This window comes from Pseudomonas sp. ANT_H4 (genome assembly GCF_008369295.1).
In the GTDB taxonomy this organism is placed as follows: domain Bacteria; phylum Pseudomonadota; class Gammaproteobacteria; order Pseudomonadales; family Pseudomonadaceae; genus Aquipseudomonas.
On record NZ_VOBG01000005.1, the window covers coordinates 136,536 to 159,555 of the forward strand.

Annotated in this window: 15 protein-coding genes and 3 pseudogenes; 11 read left to right on the forward strand and 7 right to left on the reverse strand. The window is 60.4% G+C overall.

Features of this window, described 5'->3' with window-relative positions:
• Nucleotides 1–4: 4 nt before the first annotated feature.
• The 7 genes from FQ182_RS08550 to FQ182_RS08580 are packed head-to-tail and all read left to right on the forward strand — an operon-like array spanning nt 5 to nt 7,262.
• On the forward strand, nt 5–973 hold the full coding sequence (locus FQ182_RS08550; protein WP_149412682.1) for an AMP-binding protein: 969 nt from the start codon (nt 5–7) through the stop codon (nt 971–973).
• Nucleotides 970–1,743 carry an ABC transporter ATP-binding protein gene (locus FQ182_RS08555; RefSeq protein WP_149412681.1) on the forward strand — a complete coding sequence of 258 codons (774 nt, stop codon included), beginning with the start codon at nt 970–972 and terminating at the stop codon, nt 1,741–1,743. The genes FQ182_RS08550 and FQ182_RS08555 overlap by 4 nt, the downstream gene beginning before the upstream one ends.
• A complete protein-coding gene (locus tag FQ182_RS08560) occupies nt 1,740–2,621 on the forward strand; it encodes a branched-chain amino acid ABC transporter permease (RefSeq protein ID WP_149412680.1) in 882 nt (293 codons plus the stop codon). The genes FQ182_RS08555 and FQ182_RS08560 overlap by 4 nt, the downstream gene beginning before the upstream one ends.
• Nucleotides 2,622–2,625: 4 nt before the next feature.
• Nucleotides 2,626–3,675, forward strand: a complete 1,050-nt coding sequence (locus FQ182_RS08565) for a branched-chain amino acid ABC transporter permease (RefSeq protein WP_149412679.1) — start codon at nt 2,626–2,628, stop codon at nt 3,673–3,675.
• A gap of 24 nt (nt 3,676–3,699) precedes the next feature.
• Nucleotides 3,700–5,040 (forward strand): ABC transporter substrate-binding protein, encoded by a 1,341-nt coding sequence (locus FQ182_RS08570; protein ID WP_149412678.1) that lies wholly within the window; start codon nt 3,700–3,702, stop codon nt 5,038–5,040.
• Nucleotides 5,041–5,043: 3 nt separating this feature from the next.
• On the forward strand, nt 5,044–5,811 hold the full coding sequence (locus FQ182_RS08575) for an ABC transporter ATP-binding protein (protein WP_149412677.1): 768 nt from the start codon (nt 5,044–5,046) through the stop codon (nt 5,809–5,811).
• Nucleotides 5,812–5,822: 11 nt separating this feature from the next.
• Nucleotides 5,823–7,262 carry an FAD/NAD(P)-binding protein gene (locus FQ182_RS08580; protein WP_149412676.1) on the forward strand — a complete coding sequence of 480 codons (1,440 nt, stop codon included), beginning with the start codon at nt 5,823–5,825 and terminating at the stop codon, nt 7,260–7,262.
• On the opposite strand, the pseudogene FQ182_RS08585 reads toward FQ182_RS08580, so the two are convergent.
• From FQ182_RS08585 to FQ182_RS08600, 4 genes and pseudogenes are all read right to left on the reverse strand, one after another.
• Nucleotides 7,249–8,529: pseudogene (locus tag FQ182_RS08585) on the reverse strand (efflux RND transporter periplasmic adaptor subunit). The gene FQ182_RS08580 and the pseudogene FQ182_RS08585 overlap by 14 nt on opposite strands.
• Nucleotides 8,519–9,793, reverse strand: a pseudogene (locus FQ182_RS08590) (TolC family protein). Before FQ182_RS08590 ends, FQ182_RS08585 begins: the two co-directional pseudogenes overlap by 11 nt.
• Entirely contained in the window at nt 9,786–10,985 is a 1,200-nt protein-coding gene (locus FQ182_RS08595) for an ABC transporter permease (RefSeq protein ID WP_149412675.1), read from the reverse strand. Before FQ182_RS08595 ends, FQ182_RS08590 begins: the two are co-directional and overlap by 8 nt.
• Nucleotides 10,982–11,682, reverse strand: a pseudogene (locus FQ182_RS08600) (ABC transporter ATP-binding protein). The gene FQ182_RS08595 and the pseudogene FQ182_RS08600 overlap by 4 nt, the downstream one beginning before the upstream one ends.
• 357 nt (nt 11,683–12,039) lie before the next feature.
• Here FQ182_RS08600 and FQ182_RS08605 point away from each other — a divergent pair.
• Both FQ182_RS08605 and FQ182_RS08610 read left to right on the forward strand, forming a co-directional pair.
• Complete coding sequence (locus FQ182_RS08605; RefSeq protein ID WP_149412674.1) at nt 12,040–12,795, forward strand: TetR/AcrR family transcriptional regulator; 756 nt, start codon at nt 12,040–12,042, stop codon at nt 12,793–12,795.
• Between the two features lie 468 nt (nt 12,796–13,263).
• Nucleotides 13,264–16,977 (forward strand): hypothetical protein, encoded by a 3,714-nt coding sequence (locus tag FQ182_RS08610; protein WP_149412673.1) that lies wholly within the window; start codon nt 13,264–13,266, stop codon nt 16,975–16,977.
• Nucleotides 16,978–17,051: 74 nt separating this feature from the next.
• Here the strand turns inward: FQ182_RS08610 and FQ182_RS08615 are convergent, their stop codons facing one another.
• Together FQ182_RS08615 and FQ182_RS08620 are read right to left on the reverse strand one after the other, a co-directional pair.
• Complete coding sequence (locus FQ182_RS08615) at nt 17,052–18,131, reverse strand: FUSC family protein (protein WP_149412672.1); 1,080 nt, start codon at nt 18,129–18,131, stop codon at nt 17,052–17,054.
• Between the two features lie 140 nt (nt 18,132–18,271).
• Nucleotides 18,272–19,897, reverse strand: coding sequence for an NADP-dependent glyceraldehyde-3-phosphate dehydrogenase (locus tag FQ182_RS08620; protein WP_149412671.1), 1,626 nt, complete (start codon nt 19,895–19,897; stop codon nt 18,272–18,274).
• A 139-nt stretch (nt 19,898–20,036) separates the two neighbouring features.
• Here FQ182_RS08620 and FQ182_RS08625 point away from each other — a divergent pair, with 139 nt between their 5' ends.
• A complete protein-coding gene (locus tag FQ182_RS08625; RefSeq protein WP_149412670.1) occupies nt 20,037–20,900 on the forward strand; it encodes a Dyp-type peroxidase in 864 nt (287 codons plus the stop codon).
• Between the two features lie 319 nt (nt 20,901–21,219).
• Entirely contained in the window at nt 21,220–22,362 is a 1,143-nt protein-coding gene (locus tag FQ182_RS08630; protein ID WP_149412669.1) for an MFS transporter, read from the forward strand.
• A 9-nt stretch (nt 22,363–22,371) separates the two neighbouring features.
• Here the strand turns inward: FQ182_RS08630 and FQ182_RS08635 are convergent, their stop codons facing one another.
• Nucleotides 22,372–22,893: a DUF3087 family protein gene (locus FQ182_RS08635; protein WP_149412668.1), complete on the reverse strand. Its 522-nt coding sequence runs from the start codon at nt 22,891–22,893 to the stop codon at nt 22,372–22,374.
• Nucleotides 22,894–23,020: the final 127 nt, after the last annotated feature.

Below are 23,020 nucleotides of genomic sequence, written 5' to 3' on the forward strand. Positions count from 1 at the left end.
CCCTATGAGCGTGCACGAACTCAAACGTGTGCTGGATGTGGAATGGCCCGCCGAATGGGTCACCGTCTTGCCCAAGTCCCTGGAGCAGTTGCACCACTGGGCCCAGGTCACCCCGCTGCACAGCGCCTTGCGCCACAAGCGCCATGGCCAGTGGTATGCCTGGCGCTGGATCGATGCCCTGCGGGATGTCGAGCGCTTGGCCGATGGTTTGCGCCAGCAGGGCTTTACCGAACATTCGCGGCTGGCCCTGAGCGGTGCCTTCGAGCCCAACCTATTGCTGCTGGCCCTGGCCGCCCAGTCTATCGGCGGGCAGACGTTGACCCTGGCCGATGACCTGGAGCCCGGTGCCCTGCATAAACAGTTGTGGCGTATTCGCCCAACTCACGCCTATGTCCAGGGCCGCCAGCAATTGCAGCACTGGCTGGCGGTGGCCGGCAGCAGCGCGGCACCGCAGTTGTTGATCAGTGAGCAAGCAGCGCCGAGGAACGATGTGTTGGCGTTCGCTCAATTGCTCGGCCCTGTAGACCCCGCGCAACGCCTCAATCGCTGGTGGCAATCCAGCGCCGAGACCGCGCTGTGGAGCGAGGAGGGCACCCACTGGCAAGGCGGCCTGGCGGTGGTGCTGGAGCAATGGCTCGGCAGTGGCCAGAACCTGGCCTTCCCGGAGAGCCGCGCTTCGGCTCGGCGCGATCGCAGCGAAGTGGCACCCACCGGCTTGCTGTTATCCCCGGCGCGTTTGCAGCAACTGGCCGATGAAATCGAAAGCCGACTAGCCCCCCAGGGCACCTGGCGCCGACGTCTGTGTGACTGGGCCATCGCCCACCCACAAAGCGGCCTGCGCCGGTTGATCAAGAGCCGCGTGCGCCGGCTCCTGGGGTTCCAGCGCTTGCAGTCCATCTGGCAGGCCCCGAGCAACCGGCACAGTACGGCGACGCCCGAGTGGCTGGCCGAATTCAAACGAGAAATTGCATGAGCGAAACCATTCTCCAGGTACGCGACATCTCCCTGGCGTTTAAAGGGGTCAAGGCCATCAACGGCTTGTCCTTTGACGTACAGCGTGGCGAGATCTGCGCACTGATCGGCCCCAATGGCGCCGGCAAAAGCTCGTTGCTCAACGTGCTCAACGGTGTCTATCGCTTTGACGCTGGGGAGATCGTTTTTGAGCAGCAACACTTTCACCGCATCGACCCGCTGGGCGCAGCACGCCGAGGTATTGGCCGCACCTTCCAGAACAACGCGCTGTTCAGGAAGATGAGCGTGCTCGACAACATCCTCACCGGCCTGTCCCGCCATATGCGCACAAGCTTTATCGAACAGGCCCTCAGCTTGCCTCGGGCGCGCCGCGAAGCTGAAGCCTTCCGCCAGCGCGCCCAGGGAATCCTCGAGTTTCTTGAACTGCAAGCCCATCGCGATGTGCTGGTGGGCAACCTGTCCTACGGCCTGCAAAAGCGCGTGGAACTGGGCCGCGCGCTGATTGCCGGGCCGAGCCTGTTATTGCTGGATGAACCCATGGCCGGCATGAACGCCGAGGAGAAACAGGAAATGGCCTGTTTTGTCGCCGACGTGAACCGCGACCTTGGCACCACCGTGGTGTTGATCGAGCACGACATGGGCGTGGTCATGGGCCTGTCCGACCATGTGGTAGTGCTCGATTACGGGCGCAAGGTCGGTGACGGTACCCCGGCGCAAGTCCAGGCCAACCCCGACGTGATCGCCGCTTACCTGGGAGTGGCCACGCCATGACCTTCTTTTTCGAAACCCTGCTGGGTGGCTTGCTCGCCGGCACCATGTATTCGTTGGTCGCCATCGGCTTTGTGCTGATCTACAAGGCCAGCGGCGTGTTCAACTTTGCCCAGGGTTCGATGCTGCTGTTCGCGGCCCTGACCTTCGTCAGCCTGAACGATCAGGGTGTGCCGTTTGCCTTGGCGTTGTTGCTGACGGTGATGGTGATGATCGTCGGCGCCTTGCTGATTGAGCGTCTGGTGCTGCGGCCATTGGTGAACCGTTCGCAGATCACGCTATTTATGGCGACCCTCGGCCTGTCGTTCATCATCGAGGGCCTGGCCCAGGGTCTGATGGGCTCGCAAGTGCGCGCACTGGACCTGGGCATCGACGACGTGCCGCTGTTTCTCGGGCCCCTGATGCTCAGCCAGTTCGATCTGATCGCCGCCGCCGCTGCCGTGGTGCTGGTGACGGTACTGGCGCAGCTGTTCAACAAGACCCGCATCGGCGTGTCCCTGCGGGCGGTGGCCGATGACACCACTGCGGCGCTGTCCATTGGCATCAACCTCAACCGCATCTGGCAGATCGTCTGGGCGGTGGCCGGGATCGTTGGGCTGGTGGCCGGCTTGCTCTGGGGCGCGCGTCAGGGAGTGCAGTTTTCCCTGTCGCTGGTGGTGCTCAAGGCTTTGCCGGTGTTGATTATCGGCGGCTTTACCTCGATTGGCGGGGCGATTGTCGGCGGGCTGATTGTCGGTGCTGCGGAGAATTTGGCCGAGGTGTATATCGGCCCGCTGATCGGCGGCGGCATCACGCCGTGGTTCGCTTATGTCCTGGCCCTGGCCTTCCTGTATATCCGTCCCGCCGGCCTGTTTGGCGAGCGCGCCATCGAGCGAGTCTGAAGCCATGTCGATTCCTGTTGCCCATCAAACCGCGCCGCTGCAACTGATTCAGCGTCGCTTGCCCTGGGGCCTGATTGGCCTGTTGGCGCTGGCCTTTGTCGTCGTGCCGCTGTGGGGCAATGACTATTGGCTCAATGCGATCCTTATCCCGTTTTTGGTGCTGTCTTTGGCCGGGTTGGGCCTGAACCTGTTGACCGGCTACACCGGACAGACCTCCGTTGGCGCGGCTGGCTTCATGGCTGTGGGCGCGTTCGCCACCTACGGTTTTCTGCTGCGCCTGCCCGAACTGGGCCTGCCGGTAGCGCTGCTGGGCGGTGGCGTTATCAGCGCCTTGGTGGGGCTGTTATTTGGCCTGCCTAGTTCGCGGATCGAGGGTTTCTACCTGATGGTCACCACCCTGGCGGCGCAGTTTTTCCTGGAATGGTTGTTCGTCAAATTTTCGTGGTTCTACAACTACGGTTCGTCCGGGACCATTTCTGCGCCGAAGCTGGCGCTGTTTGGATACGACCTCAACACGCCGCTGGGCCGCTATCTGCTGACGCTGGTGACGGTGTTGCTGCTGACCTGGACCGCCGTCAACCTGGTACGCAGTCAGGTGGGCCGCAACTGGATGGCGATCCGTGACATGGATACCGCCGCCGCCGTGGTCGGCATTCCGGTGGTGCGCTACAAGCGCCTGGCGTTTGCCGTCAGCTCCTTCTACCTCGGCATCGCCGGCGCGCTATGGGCGTTCGCCTATCTGGGCACGGCCAGCGCCAGCAGCTTCGATATCAATCGCTCGTTCCAGATCCTGTTCATCATCATTATCGGTGGCATGGGCAGCATTGCCGGCAACTTTGTCGGTGCGGCATTCATCAGTTTGCTGCCGATCTTTCTCAGCCATGCCGGGCAGGCGCTGTTCGGTGGTTCGGTGGATGCCGGGCAGTTGCAGAACCTGCAGAAAATCATCTTTGGCGCGTTGATCATCGTGTTCCTGATCAAGGAACCCGAGGGCTTGATTCGCCTGTTGCACAACCTTCGCGAACGGCTGCGTCAGTGGCCGCTGCGTTTCTGAATCCGTCCTTATAAGAGAATTTCCATGCGTGCATCCTTGAAACGTTCCCTGGCCAGCGCAGCCTTTGCGCTGGCGGCATTGGCTGGCGCGGTGCCACAGGCCGTGGCCTCGCCCGACCAGCAATTCATTCCCCTGGCCACCTATCGCGTCGGCGCCTATGCCTCCAGCGGCGTGCAGGTGTGGGCCGGGATGATCGATTACCTGCGCTATATCAACGAGGTCGAAGGCGGCATCAACGGCGTCAAGTTGGTGTGGCAGGAATGCGAGACCGAATGGACAGCAGAGAAGGGCATCGAGTGCTACGAGCGCTTCAAGAATGGCCTGGACGGCGCGCCGGTTGCGGTTTACCAGCCTAACGGCGCACCGGCGGCCTACGCCCTGAGCGAACGGGCGGAAGTGGACAAGATCCCGCTGATCACCCTCGGTTACGGGCGCACCGAAGCCACCGACGGCACCGTGTTCCCCTATAACTTCCCGGTGATGCTGACCTTCTACAGCGAGGCCTCGACCCTGGTGAACTACATCGCCCAGCGTGAAGGTGGTTTCGACAAGCTCAAGGGCAAAAAAATCGCCACGGTTTATCACGATTCGGCTTACGGTCGGGAAACCCTTGGGCCGTTGAAGTTATTGGCTGAGAAGTACGGCTTCGAGAATATCCAGATCCCGGTGGCCGATCCCGGCAACGAGCAGTCGGCGCAGTGGCGCCAGGTCCGCCAGGCCAGCCCGGACTGGGTGTTCCTGCGTACCTGGGGCGTGTCGACGCCGGTAGCGGTGAAGACCGCCGCGCGTTTTGGCTTCCCGGTGGACCATATCATCGGCGATATCTGGGCCAGCTCCAGTGAGGACGTATTGCCTGCAGGCGCTTCCGCCAAGGGCTACCTGGCGTTGACGCCTTATCCGGCGGGCGCGGATTTTGAGATCCACAAGCGCCTCAAACAATACGTTCTCGACAAGGGCCACAGCGATCTCAAGGACCTGAAAAACTTCGGCAGCGTCTACTACAACTCAGGCCTGGTGAACGCCGCGGTGGCCGTGGAAGCGATTCGCACCGGCCAGGCCAAGTTTGGCAAGCGCCCGCTCAACGGTGAAGAAGGCCGCTGGGGGCTGGAGCACTTGAACATCGACGACGCGCGCCTCAAGGACATGGGCTACCTGGGCCTGATGCAAAATCTCAAGCTGTCCTGCAGTGACCATGAAGGCGGCGGTTCGGCGCGGGTGCAGCAATGGGACGGCGCCAACTGGACCCTGGTCAGCGACTGGATCGCCGCCGATCGTGCGCTGTTGCGCCCGCTGATCGACGAAAAATCTGCCGCCTTCGCCAAGGAAAAAGGCCTGACGCCGCGCACCTGCACCGGGGGCCAATAAGCCATGAGCCAGCCCGCCGCTGAACCTGTGAGCCAGACCCTGCTCGGGGTCAAGGACATCGAAGTGATCTACGACGGCGCGATCCTCGCCGTGGCCGGGGTGTCCTTGAGTGTGCCCAAAGGCGCTATTGTCGCCTTGCTCGGCGCTAATGGTGCCGGTAAAAGCACCACCCTCAAGGCCATCTCCGGGTTGGTGAGAGCCGAGCGGGCGGAGGTCAGCCGGGGCGTGATCGAGTATCAGGGGCGCAATCTGGCCGGGGTCGATCCCAGCCAGCGGGTGCGCCAGGGCATGGTCCATGTACTGGAAGGCCGCCACGTGTTCGGCCAGTTGACGGTGGAGGATAACCTGCGCAGCGGCGGCTTCGTGCGGCGCTTGAGCCGCAAGGATATGGAACAGGACCTGGAACGCATCTACGCTTGGTTCCCTCGGCTCAAGACCAAGCGCCATACCCGCGCCGGATTGACCTCCGGCGGCGAGCAACAAATGGTCGCCATCGGCCGGGCGTTGATGACCCGTCCTACTTTGGTACTACTGGACGAGCCGTCGATGGGTTTGGCGCCTATGATCGTCCAGGAAATCTTCGAAATCATCGGGCAACTCAATCGGGATCAGCAGATGAGTTTTTTGATCGCCGAGCAGAATATCAACGTCGCGCTGAACTATGCCTCTCAAGGCTACGTGCTCGATACCGGGCGGGTGGTTCTCAGCGGCAGCGCCAGTGAGCTGCTGGCGCGGGGCGATTTGCATGACATCTACCTGGGCAGACAGTAAGGGCGCATTTGATGACTGAAACTGAACGCGGACAGGCGACGAGCGCCATCCGCAACGCCGATGTGCTGGTGATTGGCGGTGGCCTGAGCGGCACCTTGCTGGCCGCGCAACTGCTGCGCCTGCCGGGCAAACGGCAGATCCTGATCATCGAGCCGCGCAGTGAACTGGGGCGCGGCGAGGCCTACAGCGCCGTGGAGCTGGGGCACACCTTGAACGGCAACGCGGCGCGCATGAGCGTCGATCCGGACAACGCCGATGATTTGACCCAATGGCTGACCGAACACATCGCGGCGGGCGGTTGGCCGGAGTCGGACCAGCAACATGTGCCCGTCAGCGAGCTGTTCCCGCCCCGGGGGATTTTTGGGTTGTATGCTCAGCAACGATTGGCTGAAGCCCAGGCGCTTTCGCAATCAACCGTGGAACATATTCGCGCCGAGGTGATTGATCTTCAGGTGGATGAAGATTCGGCGCTGCTGACCTTGAGCGATGGCCAGCAACTGCGCGGCGCCTTTGCTGTTTTGGCCACCGGCATGTTCCCTGCTGCCCGTACGCCGCAGACCTCCTCCTGCGGCTTGAATGCGGCAGCCGTCGACCCGTGGGACGTGCAGGCCATGACCCAACTGGACCCACCATCGACGGTGCTGATTATCGGCTCCGGCCTGACGATGGTCGACGCCGTGGTGTCTTTGGAACAGTCCGGGCATCGAGGGCCGATCGAGGTGTTTTCTCGCCATGGTTTGCTGCCCCATGTGCGCCGGCAACCGCCGAGCTGGGTGGACTTCCTTGGCGAAGACCATCGCCTTCGCAGCCCTCGGCAACTCCTGCGTGAAGTGCGCCGCCAGTGCCAGGAGGCGCTGGAGCAAGGCATCGATTGGCAAGCGCCGCTGGATACCGTGCGCTCCCATATCGGCCGCCTGTGGAGCCAGGCCAGCGAGCGCCAGAAGCGCCAGTTCGTGCGTCATGTACGGCCCTGGTGGGAAAGCCATCACCACCGCTCGCCACCCTTGAGCGCCGAACTGGTGGCGCGCCTGCACGGGGAAGGGCGGTTGCGCATCCAGGCTGCCTCGTTCAAGGGGTTGGAACCGTCCCAGGCGGGTGAAGTGACCATCCGCCTGCGCCGTCGCGGTGAGCAGGAAACGATGCAGGTCAGCGGTGCTGCGCTGATCAACTCCAGCGGTATCGAATACGACTGGCGCCGGGTGGCTCGGCCGTTGCCTCGGCAACTGCTGGCGCGTGGGTTGATTCAACCGGGGCCATTGGCGCTGGGGATTACGGCGGATACGTCAGGCGCCGTGCTCGATGCCCACGGTCAGGTTAGCCAGCGCCTGTTTGCCATGGGGCCGCCGCTTAGGGGCATGTGGTGGGAGAGCACGGCAGTGACCGATGTAGCGAGCCAGGCCAAGGCGTTGGCGACCCGGCTGGCTCAAGGCGCTCCGGCTAATCTCGCGTAGGGGCGGCGGGGATGGGGGCGCCCACCTTTACAAACCCCGGCTTGAGCCCAAACACTTCAACTCCCTCGGAAGTGGATTGCCCTGTGGTCACCGTCACCCGCTCCACCGGCTTATCCATTGCCGCCCGATACTCCACTGACACCCCAGTAGCGTCGCGGTTGATCGCCTGGACCGGGACGATGATCGCTTGGTCATTGCTGTAGGTGACAATGGTCCGTCGCGCGCTCATGCCCAGGCGCACCCGCTGCAATTGCTGCGCAGTCAGTTTGGGGATCGACAGCGTTACCGCAAACTGCGCGCTGCCCTGGCTGTCACTGGCGATGGCCAGGCCGCTGACCACGCTGACGGTTGCGCTCAGGCGCTCGCCGTCGAAACCATCGCCCATCACTTCTACCGCCTGGCCCTGGTGCAATTGGTTGATGTCCAGCTCTGAAACCTTGGCGACGATCTTCAGCCGTTCGATATTTGCCAGCCCGAACAGCACCTGGCCCTGGCCGACCTTGCTGCCGACCTGCACCGGTGCGCTGCTGTTGCCCCCGCCTTGTGGGCTATTGCTCCCCAGCGCCGGTACGGCGATGCCGGAGAGCGGTGCTTTGACCTCCTTGCCATCAAGCGGGATACGCAAGGCGTCGTATTTCACTGTGGCGTTGGTCAGCTCCATATCGGCAATCTGCCGGTATTCGCCCTTGCCCTGATCGATGGCCTGTTGCAGTTCGCCGCGTGCCGCTACCATGTCCAGCTGTTGCTGCTGGGCCTGCTGCTTGAGGTCGTCCAGTTCGTTGCGCGCGATGATGCCGCGCTTGAACAGGTTTTCGCTTTCGGTGAGTTTGCGCTGGGTATTGCCGGTAGACATCTCGGCAGTACGCAGGCTACGGCTGACTTGCTGGCCGCTGTCCCAGTCCTGCATTTCCTACACCGTTCGCCGGGCTTTGAGCTGGGCGGAGAGGGCTTCGCGTAGTTGTATTTCGAGGGTCGCCGGGTCCATGCGCAGCAGCATCTGGCCGGCGTCCACACGTTGGCCCTGTTCCACCAGATTAGCTTGCACGTTGCCATCGAACGGCGCAGTGAGGGTGAGGGTGGTGTCGGGCTCGATCTTGCCCACCAGGCCGATCTGGTGCACCAGTGGATCGGTCTTTACCACCAGCCACTGCTCAGCCCTGCCGGTTTGATCAGCGGCGGGGCTTCGATAGCTGATGACGGTTATCCCGGCGCCCACCAACAGCACAATCATCGCGGCGCCCAGCAGGCGTTTTTTATTAGTAGTCATTGAGGGCGATTTCCCAACTTTCCAGTGTCATGCCCAGGGTCAGCTCGAGCTGGGTCTGGGCATTTAAATAGGCAATCAGTGCGTTGAGCCGCGAGTTTTCGGCGTTGCGCAGGTCGGCTTCGAAACTCAGCACCTGGAAGTTGGTGGAGCGTCCGGTGCTGAGTTTGTCCCGTTCAATCCGCGCGCGGACTTCGGCCTGGCGGGTGCTGATATCGCCGATGGGAATCTGCACCTGGATTGCGGTATAGCTGTCCCAATGTCGATTATTGGTGTTGCCGAAGTCGTTATTGGACGCGTCGCGCAGCTGATTGGCCCCGGCCACCAAGTCGACCTGCCAGCGCCCGGAATCCTTGGCCATTACCAGGTTGAGGTCGGCCTGCTGGCTGCCGAGCAAGGTGGCGAGGTATTCCGGCTGCTGGTTCTGCGCCAAGTTGAAGGCCTGGTGTTTGTCGATGTCCATGCGCGAGGCCTCCAGGGCTTCGGTGGCGGGATGGGTGTCGACAGGTCCAGGGCCAACAGACGCAGCAGTGCCAGACGGCTCATGCCCAGTTGGTTCTGGGCTTCTTCCACGCCCAGTTGCTGGGTGGCGATGTCTGCTTCGGTCTGGACGATTTCGAACTCGGCCATGCGCCCGGCATTGATCAGCGCCTTGTTCACGTCCAGCAACGTGTTGGAGCGCTTCAGCGCCTCCTGGGTGATGCTCAGTTGTTCCTGGGCGCGCAACAGCTCCCGGTAGGTAGCGATGATCTGGCTAATGGTTTGCGCGACGTTGGCCTTGAGGTTCAAGCGGTTGGCCTGCTCCGACAGACGTGACAGGCGCAGCGGAGCAGTGGTGGCGTCCCAGCCGGCACCGCGCATCAGTGGCTGGATAATTGCCAGGTCCAGGCCATGCTCCGCCGCGTTCCGTACTCACCGAGCAGGGTGGCGGCGGGTGCCAGGTTGGCGTTGCGGGCGCGGTCATCGGAACCTTGGGCGCTGCGGTAATAACTGTTAAGCATCAGCTTGGGGTTGAAGGTGTCTTCGGCTACCCGCAGGTCGAATTTTTGCGCCACTCGTTGCAGGTAGGCGCTTCGAATACCGGGGTTGTTGCGCAAGCCCAGATACACCGCGTCCCCAGCGTCAGGGTTGTGATCTGCGCATTGAGGGACACGCTGCGATCGTAGGCGCTGCGGGTAGTGGTTGGGGCCGAAGAGCGGATCACCACGTCGGCCGCAAAGCTGGGCAGGCTGACCAGGGCGATCATCAGCAGCAGCCGTTTATTCATCGCGCAAGGCCTCTACGGGCTGCAACCGTGACGCCGAGACCGCCGGGTAAATACCGAAAAACAACCCCACCAGCAAGGTGATACCCACGCCCAGTGGCAAGGCGGCGACGGCCAGGGAAAACTGCCAACCCGATAGCCAGGCGTAGAGATAGGCAGCGGTCATGCCCACTACTGCCCCGCACAGGGCACCGACGGCGGTGAGGGTCACCGCTTCCAGCAGGAACAGGTTACGGATGTCGCGCTGGCGGGCGCCCAGGGCCATACGAATGCCGATTTCGCGACGGCGCTCGGAAACGTTCATCAGCATTACGTTCATCACCCCGACACCGCCTCCTACCAGGGAGATAGCGCCCAAGGCCAGCAATAAATAGGCGAAGGTGCGACTTTGCCGGGTCATGCCGTCGATAATTTGCTGGGGCACCTGAATGTCGACATCGTGGTCGGTGAGCTGGGTTCTCAGGGCTGCTGCGGCGTTTGCGGCGATGCGTTCCATGTCCTGCCCCGGCGTGGCGCGGATAACCACGTTGCTGACCTGGGGCGCGGAATAGATGCGGCGCATGCCCTGGGCGGGAATGAACAGCGATTCGTTGGCCTGCACTGGAATCAGCATCGACCGGGGCTGGTTGTGAAGAATGCCGACGATCAGGAACAGGTAGTCATTGATTCGCTCATGGTCGCCCAGTTGCAGTGGGTCGCCGGGAACACTCAATGCCTGAGCGGTCTGGTCGCCGATCACGGCGTAGGTTTCGCCAGCGTCAAACTTGGACAGGAAGCGCCCCTCACGCAGCGACAGGCGCATGGCGTCCTTGAGGTCCGGGGTGCTGCCGATCAGGCCGGCGTTGGCGGTGCGACCCTGGAAGACGACAGGCCCGCTGAACGACGAAATTGCGCCGATATGGGCGATTTCCGGCACGGCCTTGCGCACCGCTTCCAGGTCCAGGCTGGGGGGCATCGAAACGCTGCTGCTGCCTTTGGGGGGAAATTGCGCCACCAGGGTATCGGTGCCCATGTCCTTGAAAATCATCGCGGCATCTTCGGCTGCGTTGTGGCCGATATTGATCAGCGCCACCACGGAGGAGCTGCCGATGACGATGCCCAACAGGGCCAGGATCGAGCGCTTGCCCAGGGTTCGCAGGCTGACGAGCGCCTCGTGCAGCAATTGGCTCAGGCTCTGTTCGACCCGCAGGCTCATAGACGTCCGGCCTCTTGCACCACGCCGTTGCGCACCAGGATCTTGCGATTCAGGCGTTCGGCGATGTGTGGGTCGTGGGTGACGATGATCAGCGTCACCTGTTGTTCGCGGTTGAGGGCCAACAGCAGGTCCATGATCTGCTGAGCAGTGTGGCTGTCGAGGTTACCGGTGGGTTCGTCAGCGAGGATCACTGACGGCTTCCCTACTAACGCTCAATCGCTACCCGCTGGCGCTGGCCGCCGGACAAGTCGGCAGGTCGGTGGTGGGCGCGCTCGGCCAGGCCTACCTGGTCGAGCATGCGCAGGGCTTGTTCGACCGATTCGTGGCATGACACGCCGCGGTAGCTCAGGGGCAGGGCGACGTTGTCGAGGGCACTGAGGCGCGGTAGCAGGTTGAAACTCTGGAAGCCGAAGCCGATCTGCTGATTACGGATCGCCGCCAATTGGTCGGGGTTGGCGCTGAAAATATTGTGGCCGGCAAAGCGGTATTGACCGCAGTCGGGCAGATCCAGCAGGCCGAGGATATTGAGCTGGGTGCTTTTGCCGGAACCGGAAGCGCCGAGGATGCCGCAGCTGTCGCCGCTGGCGATAGACAGGCAGACATCATTGAGGATGGACAGGTGTTGCCCGGCCAACTGGTAGCTTTTGCCGATGCCTTGCAGGGAAATGAAGCCTGGGAGCGTGGGGGCCTCTGTCATCATGACTACGCCTGCAGTCTCGACGCTCCTCCTACGCTCCCGAAAATTGTTGTAACAAGTTCAGGCGCTGCCTGGCATGCGTCACGGACTGGTTTTATTTCTTGTTTTTAAAATATTGTTTGAATAGTAACCTTGATCTACTCGCTTCGCCAGCCAGAGAGATAGAGCGGTTTCACCTGTCGAAAATGGGACAATGAGGCGCCGCAGGGTGTTGTGAAACACCTCGGATCACCCCCAAGAAGGTGGCTGATAGGGCCTTTGGGTAATATGGTGCAGTGTCACTACTTGCTTTCAACAGCGGCCCCGGTATAAAAAATCCAATTTTTTTTAAAACATCCCTTTCCATGTGGAACCCCTATGGTCGCGAAGAAACCCAGCGCTCCAAACGTTACCAAGACTCGATTGCTGGATGCGACAGAGGCTCTTTTCATCAAATACGGCTATGACGCCGTTTTGTTGCGGCAGATTACCGAGAAGGCGCAAGTCAATCTCGCTGCGGTGAATTACCACTTCGGGGACAAAGACTCCCTTATGAAGACGCTGCTGATGCAGCGCCTGGAACCGCTCAACGAACAACGTTTGCAATTGCTCGACAAATGCGAGGCCGAATCTGATGGCCCGCTCGATTGCGACACCCTGCTCGGCGTGCTGTTCGCCCCGGCCATGGGCCTGGAGCGCAGCGATCCGGCCAGCGGTGAAGGGCGCTCCTTTATTCGTTTCCTGGGCCGGGTCTACAGCGACACTTCGCCGTTTATCCAGGAGTACCTCAAGGTGCACTATCAGCCGGTGTTCCAGCGCTTCTTTGAAGCATTCGCCCTGGCACTGCCGGACCTGCCGCGTAACGAATTGGGGGTGCGCCTGCAATTTGCCCTCAAGGCGATCTCCGGGGTGATGGCCGGGACCGAACTGCGCTTGCTGATGAACTCCATGAGCCTGGGCCGTCCGGCCACCGATGCTGAAGTCATGGCCAAGCTGATCACTCTGGTCTCGGCGGCCATTCGCGTGCCGCAGCAAAGCCCCGAGGCCGAAATGGCCTTGGCGCGGGTGCTTGATACCCAGCGGGCGATCCGCGAGCAGGGGGCGGCTCCCAACGCCAGCAAAGCCGCTCGCTGATGGCCCGCCGGCTCCGCCCGGAGCCGGCCAAGCGGTAGCCAGTCGTGCACTTCATCAACCCCCGCTACCACTCCCCACTCTATCCAAGTAAAACCCAGGCAAAAAAAAGCCCGCTGGGGCGGCGGGCTTGATGTGAAGCATTTGTAACGGATGAGGCTTCACACTACGGCCGTGGATGTGAATAAAGCGTGAAAACTATGTAAGAGAAAGCGTGAGTGTGTGGCGTTTATGTTGAAAGTAACTTTCTCTGGATACGTCATCGTGGTCTACCATTCGTCGCGACTGTCAATTCTGACAGGTAGACGTGCCCATGGGGCGGGTGTTTGATTTCTCTTGGCGCGTGTTCTGTCTACACGCTGTTTAATTTGGAGAGCAATCATGCCGATAAAGCCCGCCGCTCTAAGACCGACTCCCATAACAAAGAAACCTGCCACGGTGAAGAAATCGGATACTCGTGCAGGCTTTAGCATGATTGAAGATTTGGACTCCCCCTACACATCGCCCCAACAGGTCACACCTGTAGATGGCGCGGCATACGGCGTGGGCATTCGCCATCTCGAAGAAGGGCTGGATTACGTCTTAGAGCGTTGGGAAAGTATCAATGTTGGGGACACGTATCGGATACGGATGAACGGCATTGTCATGGCCGAGGATACGGTGAAGCCTGGAGACGTTGCCAACCAGCGATTTTTCTTGAATATCCCTCGAACCACGGTGCCGTTGGGCTTTATACCGGATGTATACGGTGAGGTTGAAAGGGTCGGCAGCACTCAACTCAGCACTTCGCCACTTCAAGTCGTGTTTATCAAGGATACGCGGCCAGGCGGTGCTGACGACCGGCCCCATGAAAATTGGCACTCCAAACTGGTTTTGACTCTATCGGATACCTTCATTGACGCTGTCGTCGCTGCAAGGGGTGTCAAGGCAACGATCAAGAAATGGGAGAACATGCGAGTTAACGACCTGGTGATGTTCTATTGGGGAGAACATCGTTATGACGTCCCGCCGATTACCCCCGACCAGGTGGACCTGGACCTGGAGTTCGTGATTGATCCCGATTTTATCGCACTGGCGGGCAGCGGCCATTTTGTCGTGCAGTTCTACCTGTATGACGAGGTGCGTAATCGCTCGGGTGAACTGCAGCCCTGGTGCAAGCCAGTACCTGTAGAAGTGGACCTGGATCTGGAGCTGCTTGAAGAGCCGTATGTCGTCGAGGCTGACGAGGACACAATGGTACTGGACGCCGATGCACTTGGCAGAGAGCCTGCGCATGCCGAGGTGAATGTTGCGCGCAACAGTCCTCACTTCAGGGTGGGGGACTTCATTTTGCTCACGGTGCACGGCACGACCGTTGATGGAGCGTTCGTCAGTGAATCCATGTTGCAGCGGGTCGATAGAATTCCTCAGTATTACGAATTCCCGATCAGGAACGAGCTGGTCAGGTCCCTCATTCAGAGCACCATGACGGTCTCTTATGTTCGGCAAAGGGTCGGCGAGGATGACCTGCCCTCAAGGAATACCACGATTACGATCGCCGGTATTCGTTATGCATTGCCTCGGCCCTCGGTCAGAGAGGCCCATGGTCCATTCATTGAGCCGGACCTTGTGCGCATTACTGCGCAGATGCCTGATTACCAGCCGCCAGGCAGTCCTGGCGATAACCTGGAGGTCACCATCCAGGGGTATCGCCAGGACAATTCCATAGAGCGGGTTTCGTCTTCGCGGCTCGCAGGGATACATATACGAACCCGAGATTTTCCGAATGCCGATTACATGCGTTTCGAGGGCTTGCGTGACACCAATGTGCATTATGTCGTCACGGGTGCCATCGGTGCACGAGAGTCAGAACGATTGTGGGTGCAAATCGGCCGTCCACCTCGGGACTTGCCGGCGCCGATTATCCTTGATGCGATTAACGGCAATGTTGATCCCGCTACCATTGGCAGTGTGGGCACCCTTGAGTTGCGTACGGATTTCAAAATGGGTGATCTGGTCATCGTCAAATACACAGGCTCGCTTAGTGGTGAGCAGCAGTTTGAATACACCTTGTACCTGAACCACAATCCGCTGGTTTTGGATATCCCGAGGCAACTGTTTCTTGACAACCTGGACGGCACGCTCACGGTCAGTTACCTGATTGATCGCTTCGGAGTTACTCAATACTCCGATGAGCTGCGTGTGACCGTCGGGACCGCATTGGGCGAGCTGTTTTTGCCTGAGGTACTGCAAGCCACCACCGAACCTGATGAGCTTGACCCCGCGCTCACTTGGCCGGGCGGTGCGACGGTGCGGATCAAGTACGAACACATCAAGGCTGGCGATAAAGTCCAGGTTTGCTGGAAAGGACTTCCTGGTATAGGCACCCATTATGAGGTCAAGGAGAACCAGGTCGGCGGCCATATCGACTTCACGATCCCGACCGAGGCAATTGGCTTTAACATCCACCCCGATGGCCGTGATATCCATGTTTCCTTTCAGGTGATCCGCAACGGTTATCCGACCCCGTCGCCCGTGCTGACCCTACGCTTGCTGACATTGCACAACCTTCCTGGCCCATTGATCGACAGTATCGGCGACAACGCGGTGCTGGAAATTCCATTGCTCGAAGACTTCGACGAAACTCGCGTGCCGGCCTGGATGTACGCGCACCTGGGCCAGCGCATGTGGTTGCGTTATCAAGGTACTCGCAACACCGGGCTTGCATACGACAACTACGTGTATCGGGGCCGCGACGTTGACGATAGCGAGGTGAGCAACGGTATCACCAGCGAGACTCCGGTGCTGGCGTTGCGCAACCTGGAGGAGTGGTCTGAATTGACCATCAGTTTCTGGGTCACATTCGACCACAGCGGCGACCTCAATAATGCGGTGTTGTTTGACGTTCGGCATCACATGATTCAAATGGAGAAAAACACCTACCCGCATCCTCAAATCAAGGACTCCACGCCTGCCACCGGGCCGCAGGTGTCGATTAACCCGCTTGTGGTCGAGAACAAATGCCAGGTTCTGGTGAGTTACCCGAACATGAACGCGGGAGGAACCGACAGAATAACCTTGCACTGGATCTATGTCGACGGCTCCATGCCTGTCATCAGCACCCAGGACGGGCTTGATGGGGGTACGGTGACCTTTAATATCGGTAATGTCATTCTTGGCACCAGCGTAAATAGCACTATCCGCCTGCAGTACACGGTGGAGTTGGGCAGAGGCGGAACTGCGTTTTCCGAAGAGCAGACGGTCATCGTGGGTACCATCGCGTCAGGCAGCTTGTCCATGGCGCTGATCAATAACACGCCTAATGGTGGTTCGCTCAACCCGCCTGCCCTGACCGCAGATGCCATTGTTTCCGCGCAAAAGTGGCGCTTGAGCGTAACAGGGCAACGTGTTTGGCTCAGAGTGACCAGCCCAGGTCTTGTGACCCAGGTTTTGCTGGAAGGGCACCCTATAACTGCCATTCAGCAAGCCAACGGTTTGGCGAACATCCCCTTGCTTCGCTCCTGGTTATTGGGTGTGCCTAACAATGGTAGCGTCACCGTCTCGCTGAAAGTGACATATGACGGGAGTGAGGACGAGTCCCGTGCGATCATTTTCCCCAGTACGGTCTACACCGTGCGGCTCACCAGCCCCTTGGTCTTTAACTCGAATGCGGTGTCCCTCAATGGGCGTACTTATCTGATACCGGGAAACCAGGCTAGCTTGCCGGCGTTTAACTCCGGCAACTCGATTCGACATACAGCATCGGGTGGCACTCTGGGTTACACCTACTCCTCGAACAACACCGGCGTGGCAGTCGTGGACTCCACGGGGTATGTCACTGTAAGAGGCAACGGATCGGCGACGATTACCGTGCGTGACTCTTCTGTGCCGGCGCAAACGAGGAGCTATGTCGTTTATGTCGGCGGCGTCGTGCTGTGTTATGGCTTGGGAGGGGGCACCAAGACCGACATCGACAACAGGGCCAGAAGTCAAGGCGTGCGCCTGGCCTCTCTTAATGAACTGCGTGAGATAAGCGCCGCTTATGGCAATAGTTGGCCAATGGGCAATGGGCTTTATTGGTCCAGCACGTGGTCCCATAATTTTCTGTTTTTCGATTACTGGTACGGGCGGAACATCAATACGGGGGCAGAAGGGACCTTCAAACAGTGGGTGGGTAACCGACTCCTGGGGGTAGGGCTCAGATAACAGCCTTTGCAGGCCATTCACGGGACACCCTATTTAATCGTAGGCTGTCCCGTTTTTTTACAGCGCCTATACCCTCAAATCCTCCACTGCCTCGAACTCTTCACCAATAGCCCCCGCATCCCATCCACATTCGCCGCCAACTGCACCGTCAATAGCCGATACCCATCCAGCGCACTGTGGATGGGTGTCTCCAATGCTGTGTCGGGATCGGGAACCGAACTGGCCCGCTCCAACCGCTCCGTCGCCCCCGATTGCAAGGCCCGCGCCATGCCGATCAATTGCACCCGAATCTGCCGATGCTCAGCCTTGAGGGCTATTTGCATCCGGGCCGTGGCCTGCTCATCCCGAGGGTCCGGCCGGGTGTTGCCGAGGATCTCCAGGGTGCTGATGCACATCCGTAGATGGCGTTGAATAGCATCCAGCTTCGTCATGGAGATCCGCACTTCCTTGGACACCGACGGCATCAGCGAGCGCAGTTTCACCATCGCCGCATTCAAGCGGTTAAGCAGCTTGAGATGATCATCGTCAGTAACCGACTGGCCGCTGATGATCCGGCTGTAGATCGCTGCGCAATCGCGCAAGGCACTGGCCAGGTTATAGCGCCACGAATACACGGCATACAGCGGCAGGGCGAAGGAAAACGCCAGGGCCAGGGAGATGCCGATCAGAATGTCGACCGTGCGCCACAGTCCATCGGCCAGCGGATTATCACCATGGCCGGCGACGATGAACACGGTGATCCCGGACAGCAGAGCGGTGTAGCCGCCCTTGCCGATGGCGTGATAAGAGAAGAAACCGCAGACCACTGACATCAGCAGATAGGTCAGCAGCGGCTGGCCCAGATACGCCTGTTGCGCTACCAGCAACAAACCGACGGTGGCGCCGATCAGCGTGCCATAGGCTCGCTCGACGGCTTTCTTGCCGATGTTGCCGTGGTGCTGCAAGCCGCCGATTACCACCAGCATGGTCACCGAGGCCCATTCGCCATGGGGCAGGTTGAGGCCGGTGGTTAACAGGATCGAAGCCAAAAGCCCCAGTGACACCCGTACCGAATGGATCAGCCTGGCGTGGCGGTAGCGGCGGTAGGGGTCCAGCAGGGGACGCAGCAGGCGGCGGACGAAGTTGGGTAGACGGACGGAGGAAAAGAGCTTCATCGGTTTTGTGGGCGTCTCGAAATCACTGTAGGAGCAAGCTTGCTCGCGAGGATCTTCAACGATAACGCGTGTTGTCTGGATACGCGCGATGTGCTTGAGTCCTTCGCGAGCAAGCTCGCTCCTACAATAGTGGTGTGGTTTCAGAAAATATAATCAGTAGTCAAAAAGCTCGACGCGCGATTATGCAGGATGTCGCTGACCAATTCCTTGTTGCTGTCCTGGAACTTGGTCGCAACCAAGGTACGGATCGAAAACACCCGCAACGCATCATGCACCGATAGCGTGCCTTCGGCTGAGTTCTTGCGGCCGTTGAACGGGAAGGTGTCCGGCCCGCGTTGGCACTGGGCGTTGATATTGATCCGGCCCACCTGGTTGGCGAAGGTGTCCACCAGTCGGCCCACCTCAGTCGGGTCGGTGCCGAAGATACTCAGTTGCTGGCCGAAGTCCGATTCCAGGACGTAGTCGATCACCGTATCCAGATCACGGTAGGGCACGATGGGCACCACCGGGCCGAACTGTTCTTCGTGGTAGATACGCATCGCGGTGTTCACCGGGTACAGCACCGCCGGGTAGAAAAATGAACCGCGACTGGCGCCACCATTGGCATTGACCACACGGGCGCCTTTGGCCTGGGCATCGGCTACCAGCGCATGCAGGTAGTCGACCTTGCCCGGCTCTGGCAACGGGGTCAGCGACACGCCGTCTTCCCAGGGCATACCGGGCTTGAGGCTCAGTAGCTTCTGATTGAATTTCGCGATAAAACTCTCAACCACGTCCTCATGCACAAAGAGGATTTTCAGTGCCGTGCAGCGCTGGCCGTTGAAGGACAGCGAGCCGGTAAGCGCTTCGCTAACGGCGTTATCCAGGTCGACCTGGGGCAAGACGATGCCGGGATTCTTCGCATCCAGGCCCAGCGCCGCGCGCAGGCGGTGAGGGCGCGGGTGCAGCTTCTTCAAGTCGCTGGCGGCCTTGTTGGTGCCGATAAAGGCGAAGATGTCGATCTTGCCGCTGGCCATCAACGCGCTGACGGTTTCCCGGCCGCTGCCGTAGATCACGTTGATCACCCCGGCCGGGAAGCTGTCGCGAAACGCCTCCAGCAACGGACGGATCAGTAGCACGCCGAGCTTGGCCGGCTTGAACACCACGGTGTTGCCCATGATCAGCGCCGGGATCAGCGTGGTGAATGTTTCGTTCAACGGGTAGTTGTAAGGCCCCATGCACAGCGCCACGCCCATAGGCACCCGGCGAATCTGCCCTAGGGTGTCCTGCTCCAGCTCGAAGCGGCTGGAGCGGCGATCGAGTTCCTTGAGGGCGTTGATAGTGTCGGTGATGTAGTCGCAGGTGCGGTCGAACTCTTTCTGCGAGTCCTTGAGGTTTTTGCCGATTTCCCACATCAGTAATTTCACCACCGCATCGCGCTGTTCACGCATACGGCGTAAAAAGGCTTCGACGTGCTGGATGCGTTCCACCACGCGCATGGTCGGCCAACTGCCCTGGCCGCGATCATAGGCGCGCACGGCGGCGTCGAGTGCGGTCAGCGCCGTTTCGGCGTCCAGTAGCGGGGTGCTGCCGATGATCACCGGCGTGTCGCCATCGGGTCCATGCAACTGCACCGGGCTGCGCACCTGGGCCAGGGGGCCGTCCCATACCCGCAACTGGCCGTCCACCAGATAATCACGCTGTTCAATGGGTGCCGCGAGACGGAATTGCTCGGGAATGTCGGCGGCGGCGGGAAACAGATTGGCGAGCAGGTTATCGGTGGACATATCGCTACCCCAGGAGTGGTTGCACAGCGTGGTTAGAGATTCACCCATCAAAGGGCCGAGTTGCAAGGTTTTGAGGTTTTGTCCTGCGCATAGTTGCGCCGCGAGGGGTAAACTGCGCGGCTTTCTTGAAGGAGTTCACATGAGTCACTACCAGCCGGGCATTCTTGCCGCACCGGTGCCTTTGCAGGCACGCCATCTGTTTTTTGCCGTGGAGTCCATTGACGCCGTGCCCGCTGCGCTCGATGCGCTGGTGCAATTGGCTGACGCGACGGTAGTGATGGGTTTCGGTGAGCCGCTGGTAAAAGCCCTCGGTGCCCAGGTTGAAGGGCTACGAGCGTTCCCTCATGTCAGCGGCCCAGGCGCTGAAAACCCGTCGACCCAACAGGCCCTATGGTGCTGGCTGCATGGCGTTGATCGCGGCGAATTGCTGATGCGCAGCCGAGCCTTTGAAAAAGCCCTGGCGCCGGCGTTTCGCCTGGTGCAGATGACTGAAGGCTTTCGCTACAAGACTGGTTTTGACCTGACCGATTACGAAGACGGCACCGAAAACCCCCATGATGACGCCGCCGTCGAAGCGGCTGTGGCCAATGGCGGCGGTAGCTTTGCTGCGATTCAGCAATGGCAGCACGACCTGGATGGCTTCGCCGCGTTGCCGGCCCAGGAGCGCGATCACATCATCGGCCGGCGCCATGGCGACAACGAAGAGTTGGAAGACGCGCCCGAGACTGCCCATGTCAAACGCACCGCGCAGGAAAGCTTTACCCCTGAAGCCTTTGTGGTGCGCCGCTCCATGCCTTGGGCAGAGAACGGCCAGGCCGGCTTGATGTTTTTGGCATTCGGTCATTCCTTCGATGCCTTTGAAGCACAGTTACGCCGCATGAGCGGCCTGGAAGACGGCATCGTCGATGGCTTGTACCGCATCAGCAAGCCGTTGACCGGCGGTTACTACTGGTGCCCGCCGCTCAAGGATGGGCATTTGGACCTGCGCGCAGTATTCCCGTAGAGGCTCTGTGCACGGTCAAGCTTTAGCGAGGCTGCGTTGGGGGCGACTGGGTGCTGGGGGCTGATCCGAGGGCGGCGGTGTGGCTGACGTAGCCTCGCTGGGGCTCGACAACTACGGCAAGGCCTGGCGTTCGTGTCCTTGCCGTTTTTGTTGCAGGTGGCTACCGGCTTTTTGATGACGCCTTGGCCTCGGTGGGCTGAGTCGCCAGTGGTTTGCGCCTGTTGCAGTTTGGTCCCGCTTAACCCGGTATTGGCCCTTGTAAGGCACCGTGGAAGAACGCTAACGTGGCCATCTAAATAATTCTGAATGTTTCAGCTTTATGCCCAGCCTGACCCAACGTAACGCTGACTCCACCTCCCGCCGTGCCGCGCTGACCTTGAGTTTGTGCCTGCCCAGTGACGTATTGCTCTATCTCTTGCTGCCCATGGAGTCCCAGGCGTTCGGCATTACCCTGGCCCAGGCCGGGGTGCTGCTGGCGGCCAACCGGCTGGTGCGGATTTTCGGCTATCGGTATGTGCTCAACTTCTATGCCCTGCGGGGCGATCGCCTGACCTGCATGCTCGCTGCCGGCGCAGCCGCCGTCTGCGCCCTGGGCAATTCATTCTTGAGTGGTTTTGCCGCGTTGCTGGGGCTGCGGCTGATATGGGGCCTGTGTTTTGCCGCGTTGAACCTGTCGACCCAAGTGCTGGCGACTTCTGAGCCCTCTGGAGCATCGCGCCGCGCCGGGCGTTCCCGAGCGTTTATTGCTCTTGGCCCGATGCTGGCCTTGCCGCTTGGCGGCCTGCTGACGTTATGGGCGGGGCCACGTCCGATTTTTCTGATTCTGGCGGTGTGTTGCTTGATTGGCTTGTGGCTTGCTCGTGGCCTACCGACTGCCGGCCATGATTTGCACGGTACCCCAGGCCGCCGTTTCCGGTTGCCGGACAGCGTGGCGGTGTGGTCGTTTATCGAAGGCGTGGCGCTGGACGGGCTGTTTATTTTCGGCCTATCGGTGCAGGCGCAAAAAATCCTCGGCGGTGATGCGGTGTTGATTGCCGGCGCGTTGATGGCGCTGCGGTATGTTTCGGAAATGCTCCTGAGCCCCTTGGGCGGTCGCGCGGGACAGCGCTTTGGTGCCACGGCGATGTTGCTGCTGTTTTCCTTCCTCAGTGCCCTGGCCCTGTGGGCTTTTGGCAGCTATTGGGTGATTGTTGGCGCTGCTGCGGTGCTGGTGCTGCGGGCCCTGCAATTACCTTTGGTGACGACCCTGGTGGCGGAACGCAATCCCGGCGCCCTGCGGGTTTCAGCCCTGGCGTCCAACGCGGTGTGGCGCGACATCGGTGCCGGCCTTGGGCCGTTGCTGGCGGGTTTTCTGTTGCCGGTGGCATCGGCGCCCTGGGTGTTTGGCGTGGCGGGCGCTGCGATTGCCGTCAGTGCGGTGTTCTGCTGGCGCTCACAGGCTGGTTCAAATCTGACGGTCTGAATGCAAACCTCAAGCGTTTTTTACCGCTGCCAGCCACGTCGGGTCCAGGCGTGTTTGCTCAGTCTCGATCCCCAGCGCCTGCATCTTCGCCTTGTGCGCGTCCATTTCCCCCACCAACTGCGCCTGGGCGCTGGAGTTGGCGTCCAGTGCATGCATCTGCGTCAGCCCCAAATGGTAGAAGCGCAGTAGCTTGATCGCCTCCGGATCATTGGCCTGCACCTGTTCGGTGACCTTGTGCATGACGTTGGTCACGCGCATCAGGCTGCGCTTGAGCTGCCAGCCATAGAGTGCCGGTGCCAGCCAGGCGTGTGACCAGAACGGGCCGCGCACCAGCGCCACTGTCAGCAACACCCCGGCCACGACCCCGCCGACATTGAAGCGAAAGTTGTCGCCACCGGGTTCGCCAAACAGCATCACGGCCAGGGTCGACAGCAGCATCGCCAGGAAGACGAATATCACGGCGACGATTAGCGTGCTGCGGCGGGTCTGCTGGCGATAGGTTTGTGGAACGCAGGGTTTGATCTCAAACATCCGGGGTGCAGTCTCCATAAGGGAAGTAGGGGTATGCCACAGCGCGGCATCTTCTCACGCTTCAACGGGCAGGAGGGAAATCAGGTTGAACGATGGCGTGCAGCGGTTTCTCTAAAGTCTGTGTGCA